Source organism: Candidatus Magasanikbacteria bacterium (assembly GCA_021648085.1).
Classification (GTDB): Bacteria; Patescibacteriota; Patescibacteriia; order Magasanikbacterales; family UBA922; genus JAKITS01.
On sequence record JAKITS010000001.1, the window covers coordinates 779747 to 804007 of the forward strand.

The 24261-nt window shown below is 35.4% G+C and carries 11 protein-coding genes and 1 pseudogene; 2 read left to right on the forward strand and 10 right to left on the reverse strand.

The window, feature by feature from the left end:
- Positions 1-230: 230 nt before the first annotated feature.
- Genes rpsR through rpsF form a run of 3 tightly spaced genes read right to left on the reverse strand, consistent with a single transcriptional unit; the run spans position 231 to position 1464 of the window.
- Entirely contained in the window at positions 231-458 is a 228-nt protein-coding gene (gene rpsR, locus L3J07_03970) for a 30S ribosomal protein S18 (GenBank protein ID MCF6276973.1), read from the reverse strand.
- A 16-nt stretch (positions 459-474) separates the two neighbouring features.
- On the reverse strand, positions 475-948 hold the full coding sequence (locus L3J07_03975; GenBank protein MCF6276974.1) for a single-stranded DNA-binding protein: 474 nt from the start codon (positions 946-948) through the stop codon (positions 475-477).
- Positions 949-957: 9 nt separating this feature from the next.
- Positions 958-1464, reverse strand: a complete 507-nt coding sequence (gene rpsF / locus L3J07_03980; protein MCF6276975.1) for a 30S ribosomal protein S6 — start codon at positions 1462-1464, stop codon at positions 958-960.
- Positions 1465-1609: 145 nt separating this feature from the next.
- Here rpsF and L3J07_03985 point away from each other — a divergent pair, with 145 nt between their 5' ends.
- Positions 1610-2734: an RsmD family RNA methyltransferase gene (locus L3J07_03985; protein ID MCF6276976.1), complete on the forward strand. Its 1125-nt coding sequence runs from the start codon at positions 1610-1612 to the stop codon at positions 2732-2734.
- 482 nt (positions 2735-3216) lie between these two features.
- Here L3J07_03985 and ychF read toward each other — a convergent pair whose 3' ends face one another.
- From ychF to L3J07_04005, 4 genes and pseudogenes are all read right to left on the reverse strand, one after another.
- Positions 3217-4290 (reverse strand): redox-regulated ATPase YchF, encoded by a 1074-nt coding sequence (ychF, locus tag L3J07_03990; protein MCF6276977.1) that lies wholly within the window; start codon positions 4288-4290, stop codon positions 3217-3219.
- A gap of 231 nt (positions 4291-4521) precedes the next feature.
- Positions 4522-4965, reverse strand: a complete 444-nt coding sequence (locus L3J07_03995) for a hypothetical protein (GenBank protein ID MCF6276978.1) — start codon at positions 4963-4965, stop codon at positions 4522-4524.
- Positions 4966-5817: 852 nt separating this feature from the next.
- Positions 5818-6102 (reverse strand): annotated as a pseudogene (locus tag L3J07_04000) (GIY-YIG nuclease family protein).
- Between the two features lie 116 nt (positions 6103-6218).
- Positions 6219-16283 carry a hypothetical protein gene (locus tag L3J07_04005; GenBank protein ID MCF6276979.1) on the reverse strand — a complete coding sequence of 3355 codons (10065 nt, stop codon included), beginning with the start codon at positions 16281-16283 and terminating at the stop codon, positions 6219-6221.
- Between the two features lie 663 nt (positions 16284-16946).
- On the opposite strand from L3J07_04005, the gene L3J07_04010 reads away from it, so the two are divergent.
- Positions 16947-17336, forward strand: coding sequence for a hypothetical protein (locus L3J07_04010; GenBank protein ID MCF6276980.1), 390 nt, complete (start codon positions 16947-16949; stop codon positions 17334-17336).
- A 212-nt stretch (positions 17337-17548) separates the two neighbouring features.
- Here L3J07_04010 and L3J07_04015 read toward each other — a convergent pair whose 3' ends face one another.
- The 3 genes from L3J07_04015 to L3J07_04025 form a co-directional block, all read right to left on the reverse strand.
- Positions 17549-21010 carry a hypothetical protein gene (locus tag L3J07_04015; GenBank protein ID MCF6276981.1) on the reverse strand — a complete coding sequence of 1154 codons (3462 nt, stop codon included), beginning with the start codon at positions 21008-21010 and terminating at the stop codon, positions 17549-17551.
- 413 nt (positions 21011-21423) lie between these two features.
- Positions 21424-22329 (reverse strand): DUF916 domain-containing protein, encoded by a 906-nt coding sequence (locus L3J07_04020; protein MCF6276982.1) that lies wholly within the window; start codon positions 22327-22329, stop codon positions 21424-21426.
- Positions 22326-22979: a hypothetical protein gene (locus L3J07_04025; GenBank protein MCF6276983.1), complete on the reverse strand. Its 654-nt coding sequence runs from the start codon at positions 22977-22979 to the stop codon at positions 22326-22328. The genes L3J07_04020 and L3J07_04025 overlap by 4 nt, the downstream gene beginning before the upstream one ends.
- Positions 22980-24261 lie beyond the last annotated feature (1282 nt).

Here is a 24261-nt window from a genome sequence, read left to right on the forward strand (position 1 = left end):
GATGCGGCATCGAGATATTTCGACTCCACTGCGTTCCGCTCAATATGACGTGAGCTTTGATTTTTAACTCCACTGCGTTCCGCTCAATATGACGTGAACTTTTATTTTTAACTCCACGAGGTGAAACTTATAATATGATCTATGCTAATTTTTTAACTCCGCTTTGTTTTATTCAAAATAATATAATAAAAAAAGAACCTCTTTAGAGGTTCTTTTTTTATTTTTTGTTTCTATTTAGGAACAAAAGCAATTAACCCTGCAATTCTAGCCTGTTTGATAGCTTTTGCGGTTCTTCTCTGGTGTTTAGAACAAAGCCCTGTTCTACGCCTTGCACCAATCTTCAAAAAAGATGAAACAAAACGACGAAGTGTTTGCACATCTTTATAATCTATTTCTTGAGAGTTATTTTTACAAAAATAACAATACTTCTTTTTTTGATTTTTAGCCTTTCTAATCATAACTATTTAAAAAATTTTAAAATGGTATATCTTCTACCTTAATTTCCTCTGTGTCGTTTGCTTCTACTTGCTGAGTTTTGCTTGTAGATTCCTGTTGAATTACTGGAATTGGTGCCGGAGTGCTTTGATCTGCATTTCCTGCATTATTTGTGTTTCCTCTAGAGCCACCGCCTAGCATTATCATTTGGTTTACAACAATTTCTGTTCTATATCTTTTCACCCCGTCTTTACCTACCCAGTCTCTTGTCTCAATCCTACCCTCCAAATATATCTTCTGTCCTTTTGATAGATATTGACCAGCAATTTCAGCCAAACGCCCCCACAATACACAGTTGTGAAATTGAACTTTTTCTTGCTTATTTCCACTCTTATCTGTCCAAGTTTGGTTTGTTGCAACAGATAAAGTTGCTACAGTTTGCCCACTTGGTGTTGTTTTTACCTCTGGGTCAGCAGTAAGTCTCCCCAAAATTGTTGCCCTATTTAAATCCATAGAATTAAATTAAACTTTTTCTAAATCACTCTCTAAAATTTTATCCAAATTTTTATCGATTTCTTTCAAGTCTATCTTTTCAGCTTCTTTTTTTATTGCAACCGGAGTTTTACTTCTTTCCCTTCTATTATTTCTTGGTCTTTCCTTTGGTGCATCTCTATCAATCTTTGAAAGTGTTTCCATTGAAGTTTTTGGACCACCAGCTTTTCTTTCTCTTTCAGTTCTTACTTTTGCATCAAACTTTGTAATTATTGCCCTCAAAAGTTCTCTAACTTCATTTAATTTTTTTCTAACATCTGCAAATTCGCCTCCTTTTGCTTCAAATTGGATTATTTGAAAATATCCGTAACGAATATGCTTGATAGGATAAGCCAAACGACTCTTTCCTAAATTTTGCACAGTCATATTTTCAATACCACTTTTTGACAAAATTTCTTTTACATTTTCAATCACCGGCTTCACTTCTTCTTCTGTAAGAGTCCCCGGTAATACGCACAATAACTCGTAATTCTGCATAATACTTGATAAAACCACCAAAATGTGGTAAATTATTAACTATGTTGTGAAATTATTTTAACTGAATTTAAAAAACTAAGCCAAAATAAAACGCACAATGGAACTAATATATCAGATTAGATATAAAAAGTCAAGAAAAACAACTATGAAATACATATTTAACCTTGGGCATCAGCCAAAAATTTCTTTTGAAGAGATAGTCGCAATACTCGAAAGAGATAGAATTTCTCACGAAATATACTTTGAAAATGAAAAATTTCTAATTTTAGAGCTGGATAAAGAAATAGATTCAGAAAAAATGCTAATGAAATTAGGCGGAACAATAAAAATTGGAAAAGAAATAGAAAAAATAGAAAGTGTAGAAAATACTGCAATAGAATATTTAAACAGAACCCAACCAGAAGGAAAAATTCAATTTTCAATAAATGGTGACGATAAGAAAAATATCGCACTTAGTGTGAAAAAGGGATTAAAAAAAGAAGGGCGTTCTGTAAGATTTGTAGAAACAAACACAAGTGCATCTGTTGTATACAATAAACTTATGCAAAAAAATAGTGATCTTATGGTATCAAAAGGATTACTTTTTGTGACAACTGCAATACAAGATTTTGAAGGATTTAGCAAAAGAGATATGAACCGCCCAGCAATAGACAAAAAAAGTGGAACACTACCTCCAAAACTTTCAAAAATAATGATAAATTTGGCAAAAGGAAGCCCAACAAAAAATGTATTATTAGATCCATTCTGCGGTTCTGGTACAATTTTAAACGAAGCAATAGTTTTGGGATACCACAAATTGGTAGCAAACGACTCTAGCAAACAAGCAATAGAGGACACAAAGAAAAATGTAAAATGGATAGGCCGTGAGCTTGATAAACACCCAAATGTACGCTTTACTACCGCAAGAGCTGAACAGATAGAAAAAACATTAACAGAGGAATCTGTAAATATTATTGTCACAGAGCCTTTTATGGGAAAACCCTTGCTCGGTAGAGAAACAGAGAAAGAGTTGCAAAACCAAGCAAATGGACTTTCCGATATGTATCTTGCCTCATTCAGAAGTTTCCATAAAATACTTGCAGCAAACGCAACCGTTGTTTTTATATTTCCTCAATTTAGATTTGAGGGCGATTGGATAAAAACAGAAAGAATAGAAGAAATTAAAAAACTTGGATACAAAGTGATGCCTTTCTCAAAAAATGAATCACTACTTTACTACCGCAAAGGTCAGTTTGTAGCTAGAAATATCTGGCGCTTTAGAAAAGTTTAAAACTTAAAATAAAAAACTACCGTTTTAACGGTAGTTTTTTTATATTTTATGTTTTGGTGATTCTATTGCGAGATCCATTCGACTTCATTCCATTTCATTCCATTTCACTCCATTTCGCTCAGGATGACGTGATTTAACATACGTCATATTGAGCGGAGTGAAACGGAGTCGAAATATCTCGATTCAAAATCATTAGAATTATGAATATTTAAAACCTTGTGATATTGTCCCGAGATCCTTCGACTTCGCTCAGGATGACGTATGTGTGTTTTCCGCTCAGGATGACGTTTTTTTGTTCACATTATATTGAGCGGAGTGAACTTAGGATGACGCGTGTATTTTACGTCATCTTGAGCGGAACGAAGTGGAGTCGAATGGATCTCCGTGCAATATAACCAGAATATAAATAATTAAATTAAAACATTAGTCCGTCTTTCTTTTTGTTTTTCTGTCTAATGTTATTTGCATAACGTATCATGTCCTTATGTATTCACATGAAAGTAAATAACATCTCCATCTTGAACTTCATAATCTTTTCCAGCCAAACGCATTTTTCCTGTGCTTTTTATATCATTCCAACCACCGTTATCTACAAAATCTTGCCAACCCACTACATCTGCCTTTATAAAACCTTTTATGAAATCTGTATGAATTACTCCAGCGGACTCTGGCGCAAATGTATTTTCTTTTACAGTCCAGGCTCTAGTTTCCTGCACTCCACTTGTAAAAAATGTTACTAATCCTAAAATTTCATAGCCTTTACGGATCAACTTATCCAAACCAGTTTCTGATACTCCACTTTCTTTTAGGTATTCAAGTGCTTCTTCCTCACCCAATTCTGCAAGCTCTGCTTCCAATTTTGCACTTACATAAATATGTTGAATTTCATTTTCTATTACAACTTTTTCTTCTTCTTTGAAGTCCTCGCTTACATTTACTATATACACCATCGGTTTAAGTGTAATTAGTTGCAATTCTTTCAAAATAACCTGCTCTTCTTCATTATATTCCAAAGATCTGGCAGGCTGATCCGCCTCCAAAGTTGTATTTATTTTTTCCAATAATGCCAAGTTTGATATTAATTCTTTTGCATTTGAACTTTTCAATTGTTTTTTTGTAGCTTCCAAACGTTTTTGCACTACCTGCCAATCTGCCAAAATCAATTCTGTATTTATAACTTGAGCATCCTTTTTAGGATTTGCTTCGCTGTCTACATGAGTTACATTTGAATCTGCAAAACTACGCACCACATGTACAATAGCATCTACCTCGCGAATATGAGAAAGGAATTTATTTCCCAAACCTTCTCCTTTTGAGGCACCTTCTACCAAACCTGCAATATCTACAAATTTTATAGCTGTAGGAATTATTTTCAAAGATTTTGAAGAATCACTAAGCGCAGAGAGTCTTTCGTCTGGAACCTCAACAATACCAACATTTGGTTCGATGGTACAAAAAGGATAATTTTGCGCTTCTGCCTGCTTACTTCTGGTAAGCGCATTAAAAAGTGTTGATTTGCCGACATTTGGCAACCCAACGATTCCTATTGATAACATGTTTTAAAATTAAAGTTTATAAAGAGTTCACGTCATATTGAGCGGAACGCAGTGGAGTCGAAATATCTCGATGCTGTATCATTAGAACTTTGAATATTGATATTCTGGTGATACTTTCCCGAGATCCTTCGGCTTCGCTCAGGATGACGTGATTGTTTATCTTACAATTCCTTATAGTTTACACAAAAAAAACCGCGCTGTCTAGTATGACAACGCGAGTATTAAAGAATTTTACATAACCCATTGAGGATCGGCCGATTCTGCCTCATCATCTTGCAATTGGCGGTTGCAAGATAAAACTTGGCCGAAAGACCACTCAAGAGCCTCTTTTTTTTCAAAAAAAGTTTTAACCAAAAGCCTATTTTTATTTACCAAAGCCTGTTCTCCAGGCTTAATAAATTGCCAATGTGTGTTAGTGTGAATCTTCCAATTCACACTAAGCAAACCATCTGCATTCAGAAAAAAACTTACTCCATTTAGTACTAGCTCATTTTCTTTTTTCAAAAATTTATGAAGACCATTATGACCTTTCATAAAATTCAACTCTACATCCAACATTACAACAAAAAGTCCACAAACGGACTTTGCAACCTTTTCTCTTTGGCGACAAAGAAAGACTTCGGACGCCTTTAATACAGCCATCTCAATGTTTTCAAGAACTTTCCACTTACCCATCACTCCCCTCCTAATATTGTAAAGCCAGAAAATTCTGGCGACAAAGATCTTCCTTGATCTCTTTTCTTTAAATTCTACTATTAAAAGCTAAAGAAAAAAGCAGTTTTTTAAGGAAAAACTGCTAAAACCCATACTACTGAATAAACCCTTTTAACTAGTTAGAAGCTTGTTTACATCGCGTACGCCGACATAACTTCTAAAAAGTAGAGTAAAGCCAGAAACTTTATTTTTCGATAGGTAAAGTTTGTAAACCTATTCTTTGCCAATCCCAATCGTCTAAGTTTTCGCAGCCTGATGTCGACCAACAAGAATACTTAACTCCATGGTTTTGGTTTTTTGTCTTGTTTTTAGTCCGAATATGTAAATGACTGCAAACAAGATCCCTTCGAAATGACTTTTGGTTTTCTCTCCAAGGCGTCAAAGACCTCAGTATTTGCCTATTAGGCTTTGTGTTATAGCGACCATACTGTGGACACTCAAGCCAATCGCCTGTTCACCAATTTCTCCTTTTCGTTCGGCGATTCGGATTTTTTGAAATCATGATAATAACTATACCCCATTTTTAAACTTTTGTCAAGTCTTTTGACCCAAAAACCTAAAATTCTTCCTCAAATTTGACTTATTTTAGCGAAAAACTTAAAATATACCATTTTAAACAAAACGAAACTTATTATATAATACTAAATAAAATAAAACGGAATCAAAATGACATTTTTTTGTTCACGTCATATTGAATGGAACGCCTGCCTGCCGGCAGGCAGGAAGTAGAGTCGAAATAACATGACTTAACATACGTTATCCTAAGCAGAGCAAAGAGGAGTCGAACGGATCTCGTATTTATTTCACTATTTATTAATCCCCAAACAAATCTCTCATTTCTGGATTTAATTTTTTAATTAAATTTAGTTTTTTAGCACGCACCCAACCTTTCAATTGTTTTTCACGTTGAATAGCATATAATGAACTATCGTGTTCTTCAAAATATAAAAGTTAATTTATATTATATTTTGCAGTAAAACTATTTTTGTCTTTTTTATATTTATGTTCTATTGCTCTTCGTTCTAGTTTATTTGTAATACCAATATAATATACTGTTTTGCGAGAGTTGGACATTATGTAAACATAAAATTTTTTCATAATTATATTCTGGTGATTTTATCCCGAGATCCTTCGGCTTCGCTCAGGATGACGTAACGGAAAGGTGATACTTTCCCGAGATCCTTCGGCTTCGCTCAGGATGACGTGTGGAAAATTTAAATAGCAGGAACTGTATCTACAGCCACAGGTTCTATCACTGGAGCAGGCTCTACCACAACCACTGGTTCTGGAATTGGTTCTTCTACAATTGGCTCAGGAATCACAGGTTCTGGTGTCGGTTCTATAATAGGCTCCGCAACAACAGGCTCAGGAGTTGGTTCTGGTACAGGCTCTATTAGAGTTGGAGTAGTCGTAGGTGTTTCCACGACAGGAACAGTTGTAGTTGGTGTTTCTACCAGAATTTCAGGTGTTGTTGTTGGGGTTGAAGTAGGAACTATAGGCTCTGGAATTGGCTCTACTACCACAGGAGCTGGTCCAATTCTACGGCTAGCGATTACAACCCAGTCAAAAGTCGCATTACTTGTTCCACTTTGAAGTTCTTTTACGGTAAACCCGCTCACATCTTTTTGGCTTACAAAAATTCCATTTGCCTCGGCTGTAAGAGTAATAGAAACTTTAATTGGCTTGTCTGCATCTATAATTTCGCTTTCTACCGCGCTAAATAAAACTTTAAACTCACCATCTACCAAAGTTCCAGATCCAGAATATATGAGTTCAGTATCTTGAGATTGAAGCGCGTACAAATTCTTGTCTCCTTCTGTTGTTATAATCTTTGTAATAAATCTACCTTCCACATCTACACTCCATGTATTATCTATAGCTATTAGGCTTCTTACATTTATAATAGAAAAGTTATTTAAATTTAGATCATTTGAAATTGGCAAAATACTACTTCCGCTTGGTACTACTGTCAATTGAGATGGGTCTGCTTGAATATTTATTGCGTTGTCTTGAGCTACAGAAATTAAGTCTTGTTGCATTTGAGCGATAGTTTGGTTCTTATTATTTACCCAACCAGTTTTGATAAGTCCCATTATTTTTCCAGTTGAAGTTGTAAGTGAATCTAGTGCAATTCCCACAATTCCCACCACATTGTCGCCAGTGTCTTTTGTAGGATCATATCTCATAGCATGCCCTGGGACAGAAGCGGTAATGAGTAAATCTCCACGCTCAATTTGTCCATTTTCTGCACTTACTTTAATAGGAACACGACCAACCATTGCCATTACTGCGGTATGTTGTGTCTTACCATTACCTACTGTAATTGTAGGATTTGTAGAAACCACACCCGCCACTTCTTGCACATAAGAACCTTGGCTTTTTGTATACATATCACTAGAACTAGAATCTACCACTAAAACATCTCCAGCTTCTACAATATAAGCTGGGTTTATATCTACTCGCTCTGCCAAGTCTCCCGGTGCTCCTGGAGTACCAACTGTTGCAGAAGATGCAAACAATTGTCCAGCAGCGCGAACAGTACCATCTCCTTCTACAGAGAATTTTGCAGTTCCGCCAGTTCTTACAGAAAATAGATAATCACCTGGAGAAGTGAAAGCTGTATCTGTGTCAAAAATATGTGCTGCGTCTGGAATAGAACCAGCTGTAAATGTAATTGCACCTCTTAATATTGTTTTGGTAATACTTGCATTACCCAAAGTTACAGAATTACTTCCGTTTCCTGTTGTGGTATGTCCTATCACTATTTCATTTGTATCTCCACTCGCAAAGGCTCTTGTGTTATACCCAAGATAAAGAGAGTTGGTTGATGTTGCATTTGCTATTGAACCACCAGTTATAGATCTACCCGCCCCATAACCAACGGCTGTATTATCATCTCCTGTAGTATTTGAAGAGAGAGCATATGAACCAAATCCAGTATTATTGTCCCCTGTGGTGTTAACCATAAGAACTGAACTACCTATTCCAGTATTATCAGTACCTATTGTATCCCTAAGAGTTTCTGTACCAAATGCTGTATTTCCAGAAGTACTAGTAACAGACTTTAAAGTATTAAACCCAACTGCTGTATTATAGAATCCGGTAGTATGGCCTTCACCTGAATTTATACCTACGAAAGTATTATAATATCCTTCAATTCCTGAAGTATTAGACAAATTAGTCCCCCCATCTCCTATTATCAATGAGCCTGTCATTGCGGTTGGGCGGTAAAGGACAACTGTTCCATCCAATGCTACTTTTCCTGATATGTCTAGTGCATAGCTAGGAGTAGTAGTATTTATTCCCACAAATCCTGTTGCAGGTCTTAGGTTTAAGTCTCCATATCCTGTGTTGATACTTGCTACTTCACTTTCTACTTCGAATACTGATATGTCGTCAAATTCAACATAACCTGTGGAAGCTGATTGCCCCAACACAAGGCTTGTCCCTCCTGCTCCTACAAAGGTTATATCGAAGTATTGCCAATCTGTTGAACTTGTTCCTGTCCATAAACTAGATGCAAAATTCACAACCCTAGGGGCATTTGTTCCATTACCTCTTGCCCAACCTGTAAGTCTATATGTTTTTCCAACCACTATTATTGACTGAAAAGCTCCAGCATTTGCAATTCCTGTTCCTGCTACTCTTAATATTTGCAGTCCACCATGAGGATTAGTTGTTTCTTTTGTTATTGTAGGAAAAGATGTTTCACTCCATTCCCCAACTCCACTCTTTTCCATATCCCCATCAATCAATACACTCTTTCCATTCAAAGTAAGCTCATTCCCCATATTTATAGTCCTAGAAACATAAGCATTTCCATCTACTTCCAAATTATAATTTGCTGTTGTTGTGTTTATTCCCACATATCCTGTTGCAGACATCAAATTTATATCTCCAGCTCCAGTACTGATAGTTCCGTCTGTTTGATTGTGATACATTTCTATATATTGAGTTTTTGATGTCGCAGCCGCTGTTGCAGAATAAACTCTAAAATGTGTATTTGTAGTAGTTGCAACAGAATAATCATTAGTTTTATTTGCATTCGCAACAACACTAATGCCATAATCATTTCCTCCAGCTATAATATTTAAAGATTTATATAAACCAGCAGCATTTGCGCCATATAACCCAGGATTTGCAACAGAAGCCCCAAAATAAATTGGTTTGAAATTCATTAATACTTGGTCGTACATTGATATTGCTCCAAGCGCAGAATCCAAAACTAAATACCCTTTTCCTGTTGTTATATATCCATTTGTTTGATCGTGGGTGAGGCTTAACCACTCAGATGTACTTTGATTTGCAGAATGGATGAATACTGTTGGGTTTGTTTGTAGGGTGTGAGAGAAATTATAAGTATAATCATTAAGCTCTGATATTAATATTGAATTGGCTGTTATGCCTGTATGTAATGTGACCGATGGTAACGTTTGAAAACTATTTCCTGGCATAATAGAACCATAAGCTGCTGTTGATCTTATATCTTTATTTTGTGTTATATATGTTATGCCCGCAATAAAAGTATTTCCATCAAAATAAGCAGCCCCATCAACCTCAAGTTTTCCACTTACAAATAAATCGTCATTTGCATTTAATGTGTGTGAAGTAGAACCAGCATCACCAATTACTGTAATTCCTGTTGTGTCTGGGATTAAGTTGATATCATAAGCTCCATAAGTAATCAGATTTAATGAATCTGCGTCCAGACCAAGCCCTCCTCTTGTTGCTGAATTATACATAAAAGCTATACCAATTTGACCTGCGGCATTAATTGTAAGCGGAGTTATTGTGGTATCTGTTAGAGTTGTAATCATAAGAGCTCTTGCACCCGGATCCCAATTTGTCCCAGCAGCAGTAATATCCAAAATTGTATTTGTATTTCCCAAAGTAGGAGTTTGAGTAAGAGAAATCATTGGTGAGGTTTGGTTTATTCCAGCAATATTCAAAGTTCCGTCAAAATATGAATCCCCATTTACACCCAATTTATCATGTACATAAAAGTCTTGCCCGTTCATCACAAAATTTGCGTCTGCGATAGATTCAGCAGGGGAACCTACCAAGAAGTTGCTCGTTATATATGAATCCACCGAAGATGTTGCGGAAAAAACAACCCTCCCATTATTAGATTCATCTATCAAATTAATTTGACCATATCTTCCATTTCCACCCGCACCAATTCTAGCTGATATAGAACCATTATTTGCTCTAAATGTTATTTGTGCATTTCCATTTGTATCATAAAATTCACCTGTTCCTTCTCTATTTATTACAAAAACATCAGAGCCAGCTTCTGTTATTTTAAATAAGTTTGAAGTCCCAAATGAATTTGTATTAAATGTAAATGCAGTATCGCTAGCGCTAGCATCTGTAAGGTTCGATGTAAACAAAGTCGAACTTGCAAAAGTTAAAGTTGAGGAGTTTGTGCCGTTGCTCATTCCAAAGTTTCCGTTTAATAACAACCCACTTCTTCCAATACTCAAACCTCCTTTGATGTCTACTCCATTCTCAAAACGAGAGAAATTGAATACCTGCAAATTGTCAATTTGTGCTGTACCTATCTCTGTATTTGAGATTGTTGCTCCTGTGATGTCTATTATTAATAAACTATCATTTGAAGTGGCAGTCTGATAAACATAATTTCCCTTTAATGCCAATCCACCAGGTCCAGACACACTTAGAGACGAAACAATTGATAAATTTGATTTATCTGTTATGTCTATTATTTTTAGTGTAGCATTAGAATAAGTTGACACATAAGCATAATTTCCTGAAATTTCTATATGTTCAGGTGCATATAAATCTGCTGTTCCTGGTTTAAAAATAGATATTGTAGTTGGACTTTCTGGATTTGAAACATCTACTACAGCAATACTATTATTACTAAAAGCTGTAAGATATGCATAATTTCCTACAACTCTTACATCACGCGTACCATCCAAATCTCCACCAACTCCATTTGGTTGATAAGTTGAGACAAGCGAAGGATTGTATGGATCTGAAATATCTGCTATTACCATTTTATCATTCACAGAAGTTGTCAAATATGCATAATTTCCTACCACATCAAAACCAAACATATTTGTTAAAGTTCCACTTGCATTAAATGTAGAGACCAAGGTTGGATTATATGGATCTGAAATATCTACTATTGTCATTTTTCCTCCTAATAATGCTGCAATATATGCATAATTCCCTACTATTTTAATCGTTCTTGCTCCATTTAAATCCCCATTTAATCCTCCTGGTTGAAAAATTGCTGTTGTGGTTGGACTTGCTGGATTTGTTATATCTATTATTACAAGTTGATCTTTATCATAAGAAAGAGCATAAGCGTAATTATTTGCAATAGCAACATCTGATATATTATCCAAATCTCCATTTAAACCTCCAGGTTGAAAAATTGCTGTTGTGGTTGGACTTGTTGGATCTGCAATATTTATTATTACAAGCTGATCTTTCGCTCCAGCGCTAGTATAAGCATAATTACCAGAAATTCTTACTTTAGATATTCCATCCAAATCTCCATTTAAACCCCCAGGTTGAAAAGTACTTACTATTGTAGGATTTAAAACATTACCTTTTGTTAAAGTCTGCCCAGCAAAAGTAGAGGCGCCACTTATATATGCAGTTCCACTTACTGTTAAACCATAACCAGGTGTTGTTGTATTTATTCCCACAAATCCTGTGGCAGGTCTTAGGTTTAAGTCTCCATATCCTGTGTTGATACTTGCTACTTCACTTTCTACTTCGAATACTGATACATCGTCAAATTCTACATATCCTGCACTGGTACAATCAGACTCTAAAAAAATGCTTGCCCCTGCTGCAACAAATGTAATATCAAAGTATTGCCAAGTTGTTGATGTTGTTCCATTCCACTGTGCAGTTGCATTTGGAGAATCTATATTAGGTTTGAACGTCCCATCACCCCTCGCCCATCCTCTAACCCTGTATTTCTTACCACTCGTAACGATACTTTGAAAAGCTGAAGGTTGATTAGTACCATTGTAAGCTATTCTTAAGTTTTGAACTCCTGTGACTGGGTCTGTTGTTTCTTTTGTAAGAATTGCATTTGAACCTACAGCCCAAGCACCTACCCCATCAGTCTCCATATCCCCATCAATCAATAGACTCTTTCCATTCAAAGTAAGCTCATTCCCCATATTTATAGTCCTAGAAACATAAGCATTTCCATCTACTTCCAAATTATAATTTGCTGTTGTTGTGTTTATTCCCACAAATCCTGTTGCAGACATTAAGTTTATATCTCCAGCTCCAGTACTGATAGTTCCGTCTGTTTGATTGTGGGTGAGGCTTAACCATTCAGATGTACTTTGATTTGCAGAGTGAATGAATACTGTTGGGTTTGTTTGAGCTGAATGAGCAAAATCATATCCTCTATCTGCTGTTTGTGTAAAAATAATTGAATTAGCCACATCATCCAATCCCCAAATCATAGTATCTACAGTTTGACCTGTCGACCAATCTAATCTTGAATCTTGAGAATTACCAAATTGTAATTCTGTGTTATTCAACATTACAATATCTCCATTCGCACCAATAGTTGTAAGACCATCAAAAACAGCTGTTGAGTCAAAATAAGCAGCCCCATCAACCTCAAGTTTTCCACTTATAAATAAATCGTCATTTGCATTTAATGTGTGTGAAGTAGTCCCAGCATCACCAATTGTGATAACAGTTGAATTTCCTATTATTTGATCTACTCCTGTGATGTCATTTCCTGCCAACGACATTACACCACCCAATGTCACACCTGCTGTAAATGAAGCGGAACTATCAAAAAATGAATAGCCGTCAACCTCAAAAGCTCCACTTACAAACAAATCATCATTTGTGGTTAGATCATGACTGTCTGTTCCAGCGTCACCAATTGTCACATTATTTAAATTTCCTATTATTTGATCTACTCCTGTGATGTCATTTCCTGCCATCAAAATATTCCCCCCCATTGATAAAGTACTTGCGATATATGCTGTTCCGCTTACAGTTAATTTATATCCAGGTGTTGTTGTGTTTATTCCTACATTGCTACCAAGAATAGTCATTGCCTCATTGCCACCACCATCCGCAGAATTTGAAACAAAGAACCGCATTCGTCCTTTTTCAGCGCCAGCAGTCATATCTTGATTTAGCATCAGGATTGAACCATATTTAGTGCGTGTACCTACTGAATTTGCTAAGAAGTATTCAATACCAACATTGTTTAAACTATTATATTGTGAACCATCAAGATTTATTTTAGTTTTATTTACTGATGTACTCTGTATATCCAATATACTTTGCGGTGTAGAAGTTCCAATACCTACATTACCAGCAGCTAATATCGTCATTTTTGGAGAATTATTTGTCCTAAAAGTCAAATTGTGGTTGCTAACCGCTCCCATAAAAACATTGGACCCGCTTGCATTTGTTCCAAAACCCCCTTCAACATCATTTGTAGTATCTCTGAAAATCATTAAACTATTTCCAGCATTGTAAAAACCAGCTTGTGCTGTAGTCCCAATTGGTGTTTCAGGAGTACCCATAGTGAAAAGATGATTTGGTATATTTGTCCCAATACCCACATAACCAGCATTATCAATTATCATTCTATCTTGTAGTACAGCACTACTATCAGCTGTGCTAAATTTCATCCAACCACCATTTACACTTGCACTTCTATCTTGAACGAGAATTGACCCTTTTATAGCATTATTATAACCACGAAAATTAAGTGTTGGTTCATATGGACTAGCAGTTGATCCAGCAGACCCTTTTGTACCAATAGATATTGCAGCGCCACCACTAGCTTCAACATTTAATTCATTAGTTAAAGTAGAAGTTGTTCCTATTCCTACATTTCCCTTTAGGAAAGTGTCAGTAATATTATCATTCCCCAAAGTAACGGAATTACTTCCGTTTCCTGTTGCGTCGTATCCTATTACTATTTCATTTGTGCCACCATCTGCGAGTGCTTTTGTGTTATAACCAAGATAAAGAGAATTATTTCCATTTATATTTGCTGATGTACCATTTGTTAAATATCTACCAGAACCCCAACCTAAAGCTGTATTATTAGATGCTACATTTGCATATAAAGACGCTCGTCCTATTACTGTATTACCACTTCCTCCTATATTAGCTGCAAGAGCAACAAAACCAATTACCACATTTTGATTTCCTATAGTCAATGCCTTAGCAGTATTATAACCAATTAAGGTATTTTCAAGACCTGCTGTATTTGCACTTCCAGATCCAAGTCCTACAAAAGTATTATAATATCCTTCATTTCCAGTAGTATTTGACAAATTTGTTCCTCCATCTCCTATTATCAATGAGCCTGTCATTGCGGTTGGGCGGTAAAGAACAACTGTTCCATCCAATGCTACTTTTCCTGATACATCTAGTGCATAGCTAGGAGTAGTGGTGTTTATTCCCACAAATCCTGTTGCAGACATTAAGTTTATATCTCCAGCTCCTGTTGAAATTACTCCATTTGTTTGGTCGTGCGTTAAGCTTAACCATTGAGTATTATCTGAATCTGGATCTGTGGCAGAATGTATAAATATTGTTGGGTTTGTCTGATTTCCATGGTCAAAACTTTTTGTCTGATTTCCAACTTTTGTAAATACTATTGATTGTGAATTTGTACCCAAAGCCCAAATTAAAGTTTCTGCTGTTGCTTCATTTGTGCTCCAGTCCAAAAATGAATCACTAGATCCACCAAAAGTTATATTTCCGTCATCCAACATAAATAAATCTGAAGTTGAAAGCCTTCCATCAAAAAACGAATTACCATCTACTTCTAGCCTACCACTTACAAATAAATCATCATTTGTGGTAAAAGCACGACTAGAACTTCCGGCATCTCCAACTGTAATATATGTTGAATTTCCTATTATTTGATCTACTCCTGTGATGTCGTTTCCTGATAATGCCAAATTTCCACCTAAAGTGGATAAACCACTAATATACGTAGTACCGCTCACAGTAAGAGCGTAGTTTGGTGTACTTGTTCCAATTCCAAAATTTCCAGTTCCAATTACTACATTTTGGTTGTTTGTTGTATTTAAACTTAATGTACTTGCCGAATCTATTGTAAGAGCTCCACCAGTCATTGAAATAACTCCACCGTCCACATCGCCATTCAAGTGAAGTGTGCTAGTTCCAATATATAAATCGTTTTCAATAAATACTGCGTTTCCTACTCCAAGCATATCAGCCACATACATATCATTTCCACTCAAAGCAAATGTTGAAGTTGTAATAGCTTCTGAGCCAGTAGTTCCAATAAACAAGTTCTGATTTATATAAGAATTACTATCAGCAGATAATTTAATTCCTGTTAAATTTGTACTTTTTTTAATATAAAGAGAACCTGCTTGATTTAACGCACCAATATAATTAGTAACATAATTAGATGCTTGAGATATTTGAAATCCAACACTATTACCATTTTGAACTTTAAGATGTGCTCCACCAGAAGTTTCACCTTGTACTGTCAAGCTTGTAGTGTCGTTACTTACCACTTTCAATAAAACATTTGAATTTGTAGAAGTTCCAACCTCCATACTTCCTGCGAGAAATCCATCTCCGTCTTCGTCTACTCGGAATTTTTCTGCGCCGTTTAAAGCTATTCCAAACAAAGTTTCATTTGCATCGGCAGAAGCAGGATTGATATAAACCAAACCACCACTCACTCCGCTAGATTGAGGATCGCCAGAAAAAGTTAAGTTTCCGTTTGAATCTGAGAGAGGAATGTAAACCGAGCTAGAAGCAGTCGCGGTCTCGTAGCCCATAAGGTATTTACTGTTCATTGCAAAAGGCGATGCTGTGATTTGTTTTCTAGGAGAAAGTGCAGTGCCATCTACCCAAACTTCCAAGTAAATTGTTGAATTATTTTTAAAAATCGTAGAATCTATACTATTTGTAATTCCTGATCCCAAATCTACAGAGAAAATACCTTGGCTTGGTGTTATAGAAACTGTAGAAGTACTTGCCAAAGTTCCACCAGCAGTATAAAGCAAACTTCCTCCGCTAGATGCGTCGTAAAGCAAAAATGCCATTGATTTTGTAGTAGTCACAGAAGCACCGCTTTCCAAAAGTTTACCTTGATAAGAAATGATAGTTGGCGGAGTTGCAGTTTTTACTGTATTGGTTAGGAGGAGGCCTCCTAAGACAAAAAGTGAAATTAGAAAAGCAAAAGCAAGCCGTGTAAAGGCCATTTTTGGCAATCTAAAGAGTTTAGTTTTTACAACCCAATTACTTTGTGGCATGTTTTTCACAATTCACAGAAAATATATAAATTCGGCCCAACAAGCTAAACCGCGAAAAACTCTTCCACGGACGAGGACTACCCTCTTTGGGTTATTTTCTGCGTACTAATAAAAAACATTTGTAAACTTAGAGTATATTGTATTCTTGTAATTCTATCTCGAGACCCTTCGGCTTCGCTCAGGATGACATACTAGAAAAACACTTTTTATCTCAGTAAAATAGCTGACTGAGCTAAAATAGTTTTCTAGCTATACTCTTACTATATTTTAACATAAAATGAAAGATTTTTCACACACAAACTGTGGATAAGTTTTATACTTTTTTTCTTCCTTAGGAAATATTATTTAAAAACGCTTTTTTATAGTAGAATAAGCTATAAAAATAAAATTAGAAAAATATATTTTTTGGTGTTTTTTGTATATTATGCTTCGCTCCGTTCGGGGGATGACGTGATGGAAAGGTGATGCTGCCCCGAGATCCTTCGGCTTCGCTCAGGATGACGTGAATAGTTTCTGTCTCATGCTATATGTATCGTATCTCATAATTATTTTTATTTTTAATTTAAAAACTTGACATATAAAATTAAAGGTTCTAAAATTTAAATACCGCTCATTTACAATATTTTACACAGATGTTTTGTGTAAAAAAAGGAGGAATTCAAAATGAAAAAGCTTCTAGGTTTTATTCTCTTACTTTCCATCTTCACATTCCCTACTTTTCTTGTATCTTGCGGAGACGAAGGATCTCCACCGTTTACTCTTTACAACAACACCGCTGAAGATGTAGAGCCTTATATTGATGTAGTTTTGGATGTTAATCTACATAACTGCGATGAGCTTGCGTGGGTAGAAAATGTTCAAGAATGTTGTGCCGATGACACAGGTTGTCTACCAGCTACATGTAGTTTGGAACAAAAAAAATACGAGTGCTGGATCTCTTGCCCAAGCAGATTTGCAGGAGCACCAACTACAAATACACGCTTTTCATTTGATCACGAACATCATTCTTTTAAAGTTGACTACAGAGAATTTGGAATTCTCACCTGCAACTAAGACTCAAAAACCCTCGTTTTTAACGAGGGTTTTTTTATTCACGTCATATTGAGCGGAACGAAGTGGAGTCGAAATATCTCGTGTTTGTTTCACTATTTTATGTTTTGGTGATACTTTCGCGAGATCCTTCGGCTTCGCTCAGGATGACATATTTTTATTTACGTCATATTGAGCGGAACGAAGTGGAGTCGAAATATCTCGTGTCTATTTCACTACTCCCGTCTCAAAACATCGTCACTTTTTTTATGCAATTTTTCTCCTTTTTTCTTCATTTTTTGCACCCATTTATTTTCTTTATTTTCCATTTTAATTTTCTTTTTTTCTAATCTTTTTTCTACACTTCCTTTTTCAATAACTTTTTCACTTTTTTTGTGCAATTTCTCTCCTTTTTTCTTCATTTTTTCTGCCCATTTATCCTTCTTTTCCATTGGTTTTTGAGCTGCTTCAAACTTCACAAAACCTTCTTTTGGATTTCCATGCTCATCTACTTTTTGTGCCGAGTGAATAGCTTTATTTGCACCAGATTCTAAAACAACATTTTTACCAATAAATCCTTCTTTTTTAATTTCAGCGCTCAAAATATCTTCTGTTTTTGTGTTTTTAAATCCAACCTTTTCAAAAGTCACATAATAATCACTTGGACCAACCAAAAATGCATAGCGTCCTTTTGTGTCTGTAATTCTTGTTTCAATAAGTTTATTAAATTTCTTTGAAAACAAACGAGCCACAGCTTTTCCAATAGGTTTTTTATTTGATTTCTCGGATACAATCCCCCAACCAGTTGGCTCTTTTGGTTTTATAAATCTATTAAATCCAACATATAAGCCTATTTGAATTACCAAAAATACTCCAATATACCATTCTGGTGTTATATATAATGCCAAAGCCGTACCTAAAACACCAAGCAAAGAAATAGCGTGCTGCAAAAATACCAAACGCCCACGCCAAACAATTTTCCAAGGAATATGTTCTTTTTTACCTGAAAATTCAATTGGTATGCTTGGTGTAATTACAGTATCTTCTTCTGTCACTTTTATTGACTCACCGTGATAAACATCAAAAAATTCTCCATCTTCTTTTTTTCCTTTTAACAAACTAGATGGAAATTTGAAACCGCTTTTTGAAATTTGCATTAAGTATTCTCCAGGATCCGCAATAAACAAAAACCTACCTTCTCTGTCTGTCACTCTAGATTGAATAATTTTGTTTGTCTTTGCATCGAGCAAGCGCACAGTCGCTAAGTCAACAGGAAGCTTTGTAAGTGCATTGTAAACAACCCCCCACTTTTTCCTCTTCCTCCTCCAAAACAAAAGTACTGGCTGGAAAAATATAAATCTAAATAGTGGTATTGCAGTAGTCCACAAAGATGGAATGACAGCTGCAGCAGAAACACCAATTACACTTGGAGCCACAATAGTTTTAGTTAAAACTTCTATCTCTGGATCATCTGCTAACTGCTCCACTTTCAGAACTGCTTCGCCAAAAAATTCTGACAACACCCTACTTTGTTCTATAAATTTATCATTCAAATTTTCTGCAACATTTTTTATATTTTCCAAAACTGGAGCGTCTGGATCTATAACATCTATCAAAGGCTTTGGCTTTTTAATTAAAGTTAAGTTTCTATTTACAATTCTATTTGCAACCACAAAACTCAAGGTCTCTTTTGGTCTATATCCATCTCTTTGTGCCACAACTTTATACTGACCTGGAGGCACTATAAATGCATATGCTCCTCCTGCACTCGTAGACTGCGGATTTACCTGTCTATAGTTTGATGACGCCCACACCTGCTCCCCTGTATCCATATCAAGCAATGTAACACTTGCGTCTATTAAAATTTCTCTAGAAATATTGTCTCGTACCACACCATAAGGCAGTGAGTTTAATTCAAAACTACTAGAATCAAAAGTGCCGTCTGAAAACTCAATTTCTACATACGCAGAATACACACCAATTTGTGGCGTCACAAAATCCGAATAATACCAACCGTCTGAACTATCAAAATTGAAATTATATGAATTTCCCGCAACTTTCAAATCTATATTATCTACATCTTTCAAAGCTAAAGCTGATTCTGATATTCCAATTGTGGTGTGATCGCCAGACAATGCACTAAGCACTCCTCCAATTAAAGTTGTATCTATTGTTCTCTCCGAAAGCCAAAAAAACAAACTAGACTGTGGTAATTGCTCTCCAGACCCAACCGTGTCTGCTGGCGGATTGTACTCTTCTGTGTCATTTTTATTTTCACAACCCGGATCTTGCAAATCTACTAGACCATCTCCATCATTGTCTAACCCATCATCACAAGCTGGACCCAAAGCAATACAAGCACTATTAGACGAACAATCCAAATCTGAGCAATCCACCGCACCATCATTATCATTGTCTATTCCATCGGTACAGATCTCAACTCCAAGCGCGCAAGATGGTTCACTAATACATTCCAGATCTGCACAATCTGTAAAACCGTCGTTATCATTGTCTATTCCATCGGTACAAATCTCAACTCCAGAAATACAAACAGGCTCAAGTGCACAATCTATATCAGCGCAGTCGGTAGTACCGTCCAAATCATTGTCCAAACTATCTGTACAAAAATTTACTTCACTATCCAAATGAGGAATAGCGGAAGCCGACACACCTGCACTATAATTTCCAGATGTATCAAAAACAAAAATTGTATAAAAATATTCTGTCAAATTAGTTCGTCCTGTATTCAATAAACTCACACTATTTGGATTTGAAATCCTCATTATCTCTACTCCTTGAGTTATATTTGAAACAGGCGAAAGCCCACGACGAACCATAAAGTAATCAAAATCACTCAAAGAAACTGTATAATCCCAATTTAACTGGATCTGTCTATCTGCCCCAACCGCAGAAAAATTGGAAATATCAGGTGGTGGCGTAGTATCTGAAAGTGTTTCAAAAGAACTTATATGCGAAACCGTATTTCCCGAAGGGTCAATACAAGAAATTTTGTAATAATACCTTGTATTTGGAAGTAAATTTCCAAAAGAAGATTCATAATATTGCCCACCAACATTGAAAGCACTGGCTGAAAGATCGAACGGCTCTAGCGAATCATCCAGATCGTAACCAAAACTACACGAATCCACCAAAACATTATCCACTGCTGACCAACTTACATCTGCTGTTGTTAAATCAGACACCACGCTTACACTAGAAATTACTGGTGGCTCATTTTCTCTTGTTGAAAAAATATCTGTTGAAACACTAGAATTACCAGCCAGATCTGCACAAGTAATTTTGAAAAAATAAAGTGTACCGGGTAATAAAGAAGTTAAATTTGAAGAATAATTTCCACCAACACCAGTCGCAGAAGCTGTAGTTCCATAACTTGAAGATAACCCATACTCAAAATCACAATACAATACTCCCACATCATCAGTAGCACTCCACGAAACAGTAGCAAAAATATCCAACGCAGAAACGGAAACCGAAGAAATAATTGGCGAAGCAGTATCTACAGGAGGATCTGGCGGATCTGGAATAACAACAGTATCCTCTTCGCCACCAGCATAATTTGCATTTACAGAAACAACCCCTGTTTCTGTGTCTGCCAAAACAACAGAAAATCCAGAAAAAACAAAGGTAAACAAAAATATAAAAAAAGTAAGAACTAATTTTTTAAAAAATTTAATCATATTTTGTTATTTATTAAATTGATATTTTTAAAATGTTTAAAGGATTTCTCGCTTTACTGAGAAATGACAGAAGACCATACACACCATCCCGAACAAGACGGAACAAAGTGTAGTGGAGTCGAAAATCAAAGCTCACGTCATATTGAGCGGAGTGAAACGGAGTCGAAATATCTCGATGTTGTATCATTAGAACTTTGAATATTTTGCGTTCTAGTGTTTTTATCTCGAGATCCTTCGACTTCGCTCAGGATGACATGAATGTTATGCTTCGCTCCGTTCGGGGGATAATATATTTTTTATTCACGTCATATTGAGCGGAACGAAGTGGAGTCGAAATATCTCGTGTTTGTTTCACTATTTTTCTCTTTTTTATACTAATCCAAGCGAAATAATTCATCAAACGAAATTATATATCACTTACGAAAACGCTTAACAATACGCCCTCCAATAGTAAACACCAAAATAAAACTGGTCAAAACCCCAGTCATTACATAAATAAGCCACAAAGGAATATACCAAAAACTTTCTACATCATGAATTTGGTTTTGTGTAAGACCATATACCACAGTAAGCTCGACTCTTAACGGCCCTATCGCACCAATACCAACATCTTCTATTTTTAAAACTTCATGCCAAACACCTCTTGGTAAAACCTTGCGTTGATCCAAATTTATATAAACTTTACCAACCTCTTTTCCAAAAATATTTTTTAAAACTACCTGCCCACGCGGACTAACATGAATTGTTCCTTTGTTTTGCAAACCCAACGCAAACTCAAATTCTGGTGTAAAAAATAATTTTTTACTAACACTAAATGTAGTTCGCACCAAATCTTCACTTACCTCGCCTTCTACATACAAAAACAAAAGTGAACCAATCCTAGATGAAAGCGCTACTTGCCCACCACTGTTTACCTTTTTTGCAAAAAGCCCAAGATAATATGCTCCAGGCTGTGCCGATTCTGGAATAGTAAACAAAAACCTTATTTTACCTTTTTCTCCAGCCTTAAGTACCAATTTTGAAGATTCTGTGTTTACCCAGTTTTGTGCGTCTGAAAATTGACCAAATTTAGCAATTCCTGTCTCTGAATCTATTATAAAACCATCTACTTCTTTTATAAAAGATGATTTTTCATCTGAATCATTTATAATATCAACAAAAAATTCTACCTCTTCTCCAGGTTTTACTATATTAGTCTGTTTCAACGGCGAAACACTAAAAGCAAATACATCTGGAGTACTCAATACAAAAAAAGAACTTATTACCAAAAAAGCAATCGTCAATAATTTAATTTTTCTACTTAAATTAAACAAAATCATGGATTTACAGTCAAAGTAAATGTAACATCGTGAGAATAGTCACCAACCGGTGTTTCTTGAATTACAGCAGCTTTAAATGTAACTGTCGATTGACTTCTCACGGCACCACCGTTTACAGAGACAATAGCCAATCCGTTTACAATCGCTTGATCGTCATTAAACAAAAATCCAGCCCCACTTACTGCGACACCATATTCTTCAAAATTTGCTGTCACCTGACTATCCAAAACATCGTTTATAATATTTACTCCAGATCTAAGGTCTCCATCTTCTGTCATAGAAATAGAATAACCATTTTTAGAGTCAGTAGTCACTGTTAAATCAACTTCTGCACTAACTACAGCTGTTTTTGTAAGAGAACCCAAATCAATTGAGTTTGAACTTTGTGTAAAAGCTAATACTCCTTTATCTTGAGCTTGAAAACCAGACTTTAGTGTAAAAGTATTTCCTGTTGAAGTTGTCACCCCAAACTCTCCCATAGTGTCGTAAAGTGTGAACACTCCACCAGTACTAGAAACAGTGGAGACTACATTGAAAGCATCAGCATAAACCTCAAAATTACCGCCAGTCATAGCAGTATTTACAGGCGAAGCCCATACAAATAATAGCGCAACCGCTAAAATGTTTATTTGAAACTTTTTAATATTCATACCGTTTGAAAGATTGTTATTAAATATGCTTTCGTTGGTGATATTGTTAAATTTTGAGCAAGACAAAAAGAAAAATTTTACTGATATATTTATAAGTTAACTTTTTTCTTGAAGTTGTAGTCAAAATTTAATAATATCAATAGAAATGATATTTAATATTAACTTTTTCATTATAACATAAATACAAAAAGCAAAAAATAGCCCAAATAAGTATATAAATTGAATTAAGGATATTTCAATAAATCATCCCCATATCAAGACCCAGGGTATTTTTTTGTATTTAATATTATGGATTAAATAAATAATTCCCAAAATAGAATTTTAGAATATTTTTGTAATAATTATTGCAATATCGAAGCAAGCTTTGATGTATTAATATGAATAAAAGAAACCCCATCAAGATAAGGATTATAAAAATCTTATATATTATCCTAAACGAAGCCGAAGGATCTTGGGAATATATCACCTTTCCATAACGTCATCCTGAGCGAAGTCGAAGGATCTCGGGACAGTATCACAAGAATGTAAAATATTCATAATTCTGGTAATACAAACCCTAAACTTCCTTTGTCATTCCCGACCTAGATCGGGAATTCAGAGTATATAAACTAAAATTGTGTTTATATAAAAATATATAAACTATAATAAATTATACTATTATTTAAACCTTGGATCCCCAATCAAATTAAAAATAACAAAAGAAAAAACATTAAGACATTATGCAGATAATATGATAGAAAAATAGCCAAAATAAGTAGATAAATTGAATTAACGGATTGACAAAAGTGCTTTTTTGTAGTAATACTAAAAAGTTCACTCAACCAATCTCGAAAGAGATTACACCACAAGGTATAAAATGTCTCAACAACTTCTGACTTCTACTCTGGAAGCTTACTCGCCTTTCAGTAAAGAAGGTGCTATTGTCGTCAAAGATCGAAGAACAGGTCTAACAATCGCCATAGAAATATCTGGCAATGAACTTGATATCAATTACCAGCCAGAAGAAACAAGCCATGATCAAGAGGTCGTAATTAATCCCAAAAAACCCAACGTATTCATAGTGCGTTAAATCAAGAGATTTTACCCAAAGAGGATTTTGTCTTTCTAGGCAAATCCTCCTTTTTCCCTTCTCATTATACATAAATATTGTACGACCAAGCTTCTGCTTTAAAATAAATTATTTTTAGAGTAAGTCCTTAAATATTTTTCAAAATAAAATTTTAGAATATTTTTGTAATCATTAACACCACACCAAAATAAACCTAAATGTATTAATATGAAT

Excerpts from the sequence above, each read along its gene's own strand:
- L3J07_03995 (MCF6276978.1), bottom strand. The coding sequence starts at position 4,965 with ATGGGTAAGTGGAAAGTTCTTGAAAACATTGAGATGGCTGTATTAAAG.
- rpsR (MCF6276973.1), bottom strand. The coding sequence starts at position 458 with ATGATTAGAAAGGCTAAAAATCAAAAAAAGAAGTATTGTTATTTTTGT.
- L3J07_03975 (MCF6276974.1), bottom strand. The coding sequence starts at position 948 with ATGGATTTAAATAGGGCAACAATTTTGGGGAGACTTACTGCTGACCCA.
- L3J07_03985 (MCF6276976.1), top strand. The coding sequence starts at position 1,610 with ATGAAATACATATTTAACCTTGGGCATCAGCCAAAAATTTCTTTTGAA.
- L3J07_04025 (MCF6276983.1), bottom strand. The coding sequence starts at position 22,979 with ATGAATATTAAAAAGTTTCAAATAAACATTTTAGCGGTTGCGCTATTA.
- ychF (MCF6276977.1), bottom strand. The coding sequence starts at position 4,290 with ATGTTATCAATAGGAATCGTTGGGTTGCCAAATGTCGGCAAATCAACA.
- L3J07_04015 (MCF6276981.1), bottom strand. The coding sequence starts at position 21,010 with ATGATTAAATTTTTTAAAAAATTAGTTCTTACTTTTTTTATATTTTTG.
- L3J07_04020 (MCF6276982.1), bottom strand. The coding sequence starts at position 22,329 with ATGATTTTGTTTAATTTAAGTAGAAAAATTAAATTATTGACGATTGCT.
- L3J07_04005 (MCF6276979.1), bottom strand. The coding sequence starts at position 16,283 with ATGCCACAAAGTAATTGGGTTGTAAAAACTAAACTCTTTAGATTGCCA.
- rpsF (MCF6276975.1), bottom strand. The coding sequence starts at position 1,464 with ATGCAGAATTACGAGTTATTGTGCGTATTACCGGGGACTCTTACAGAA.
- L3J07_04010 (MCF6276980.1), top strand. The coding sequence starts at position 16,947 with ATGAAAAAGCTTCTAGGTTTTATTCTCTTACTTTCCATCTTCACATTC.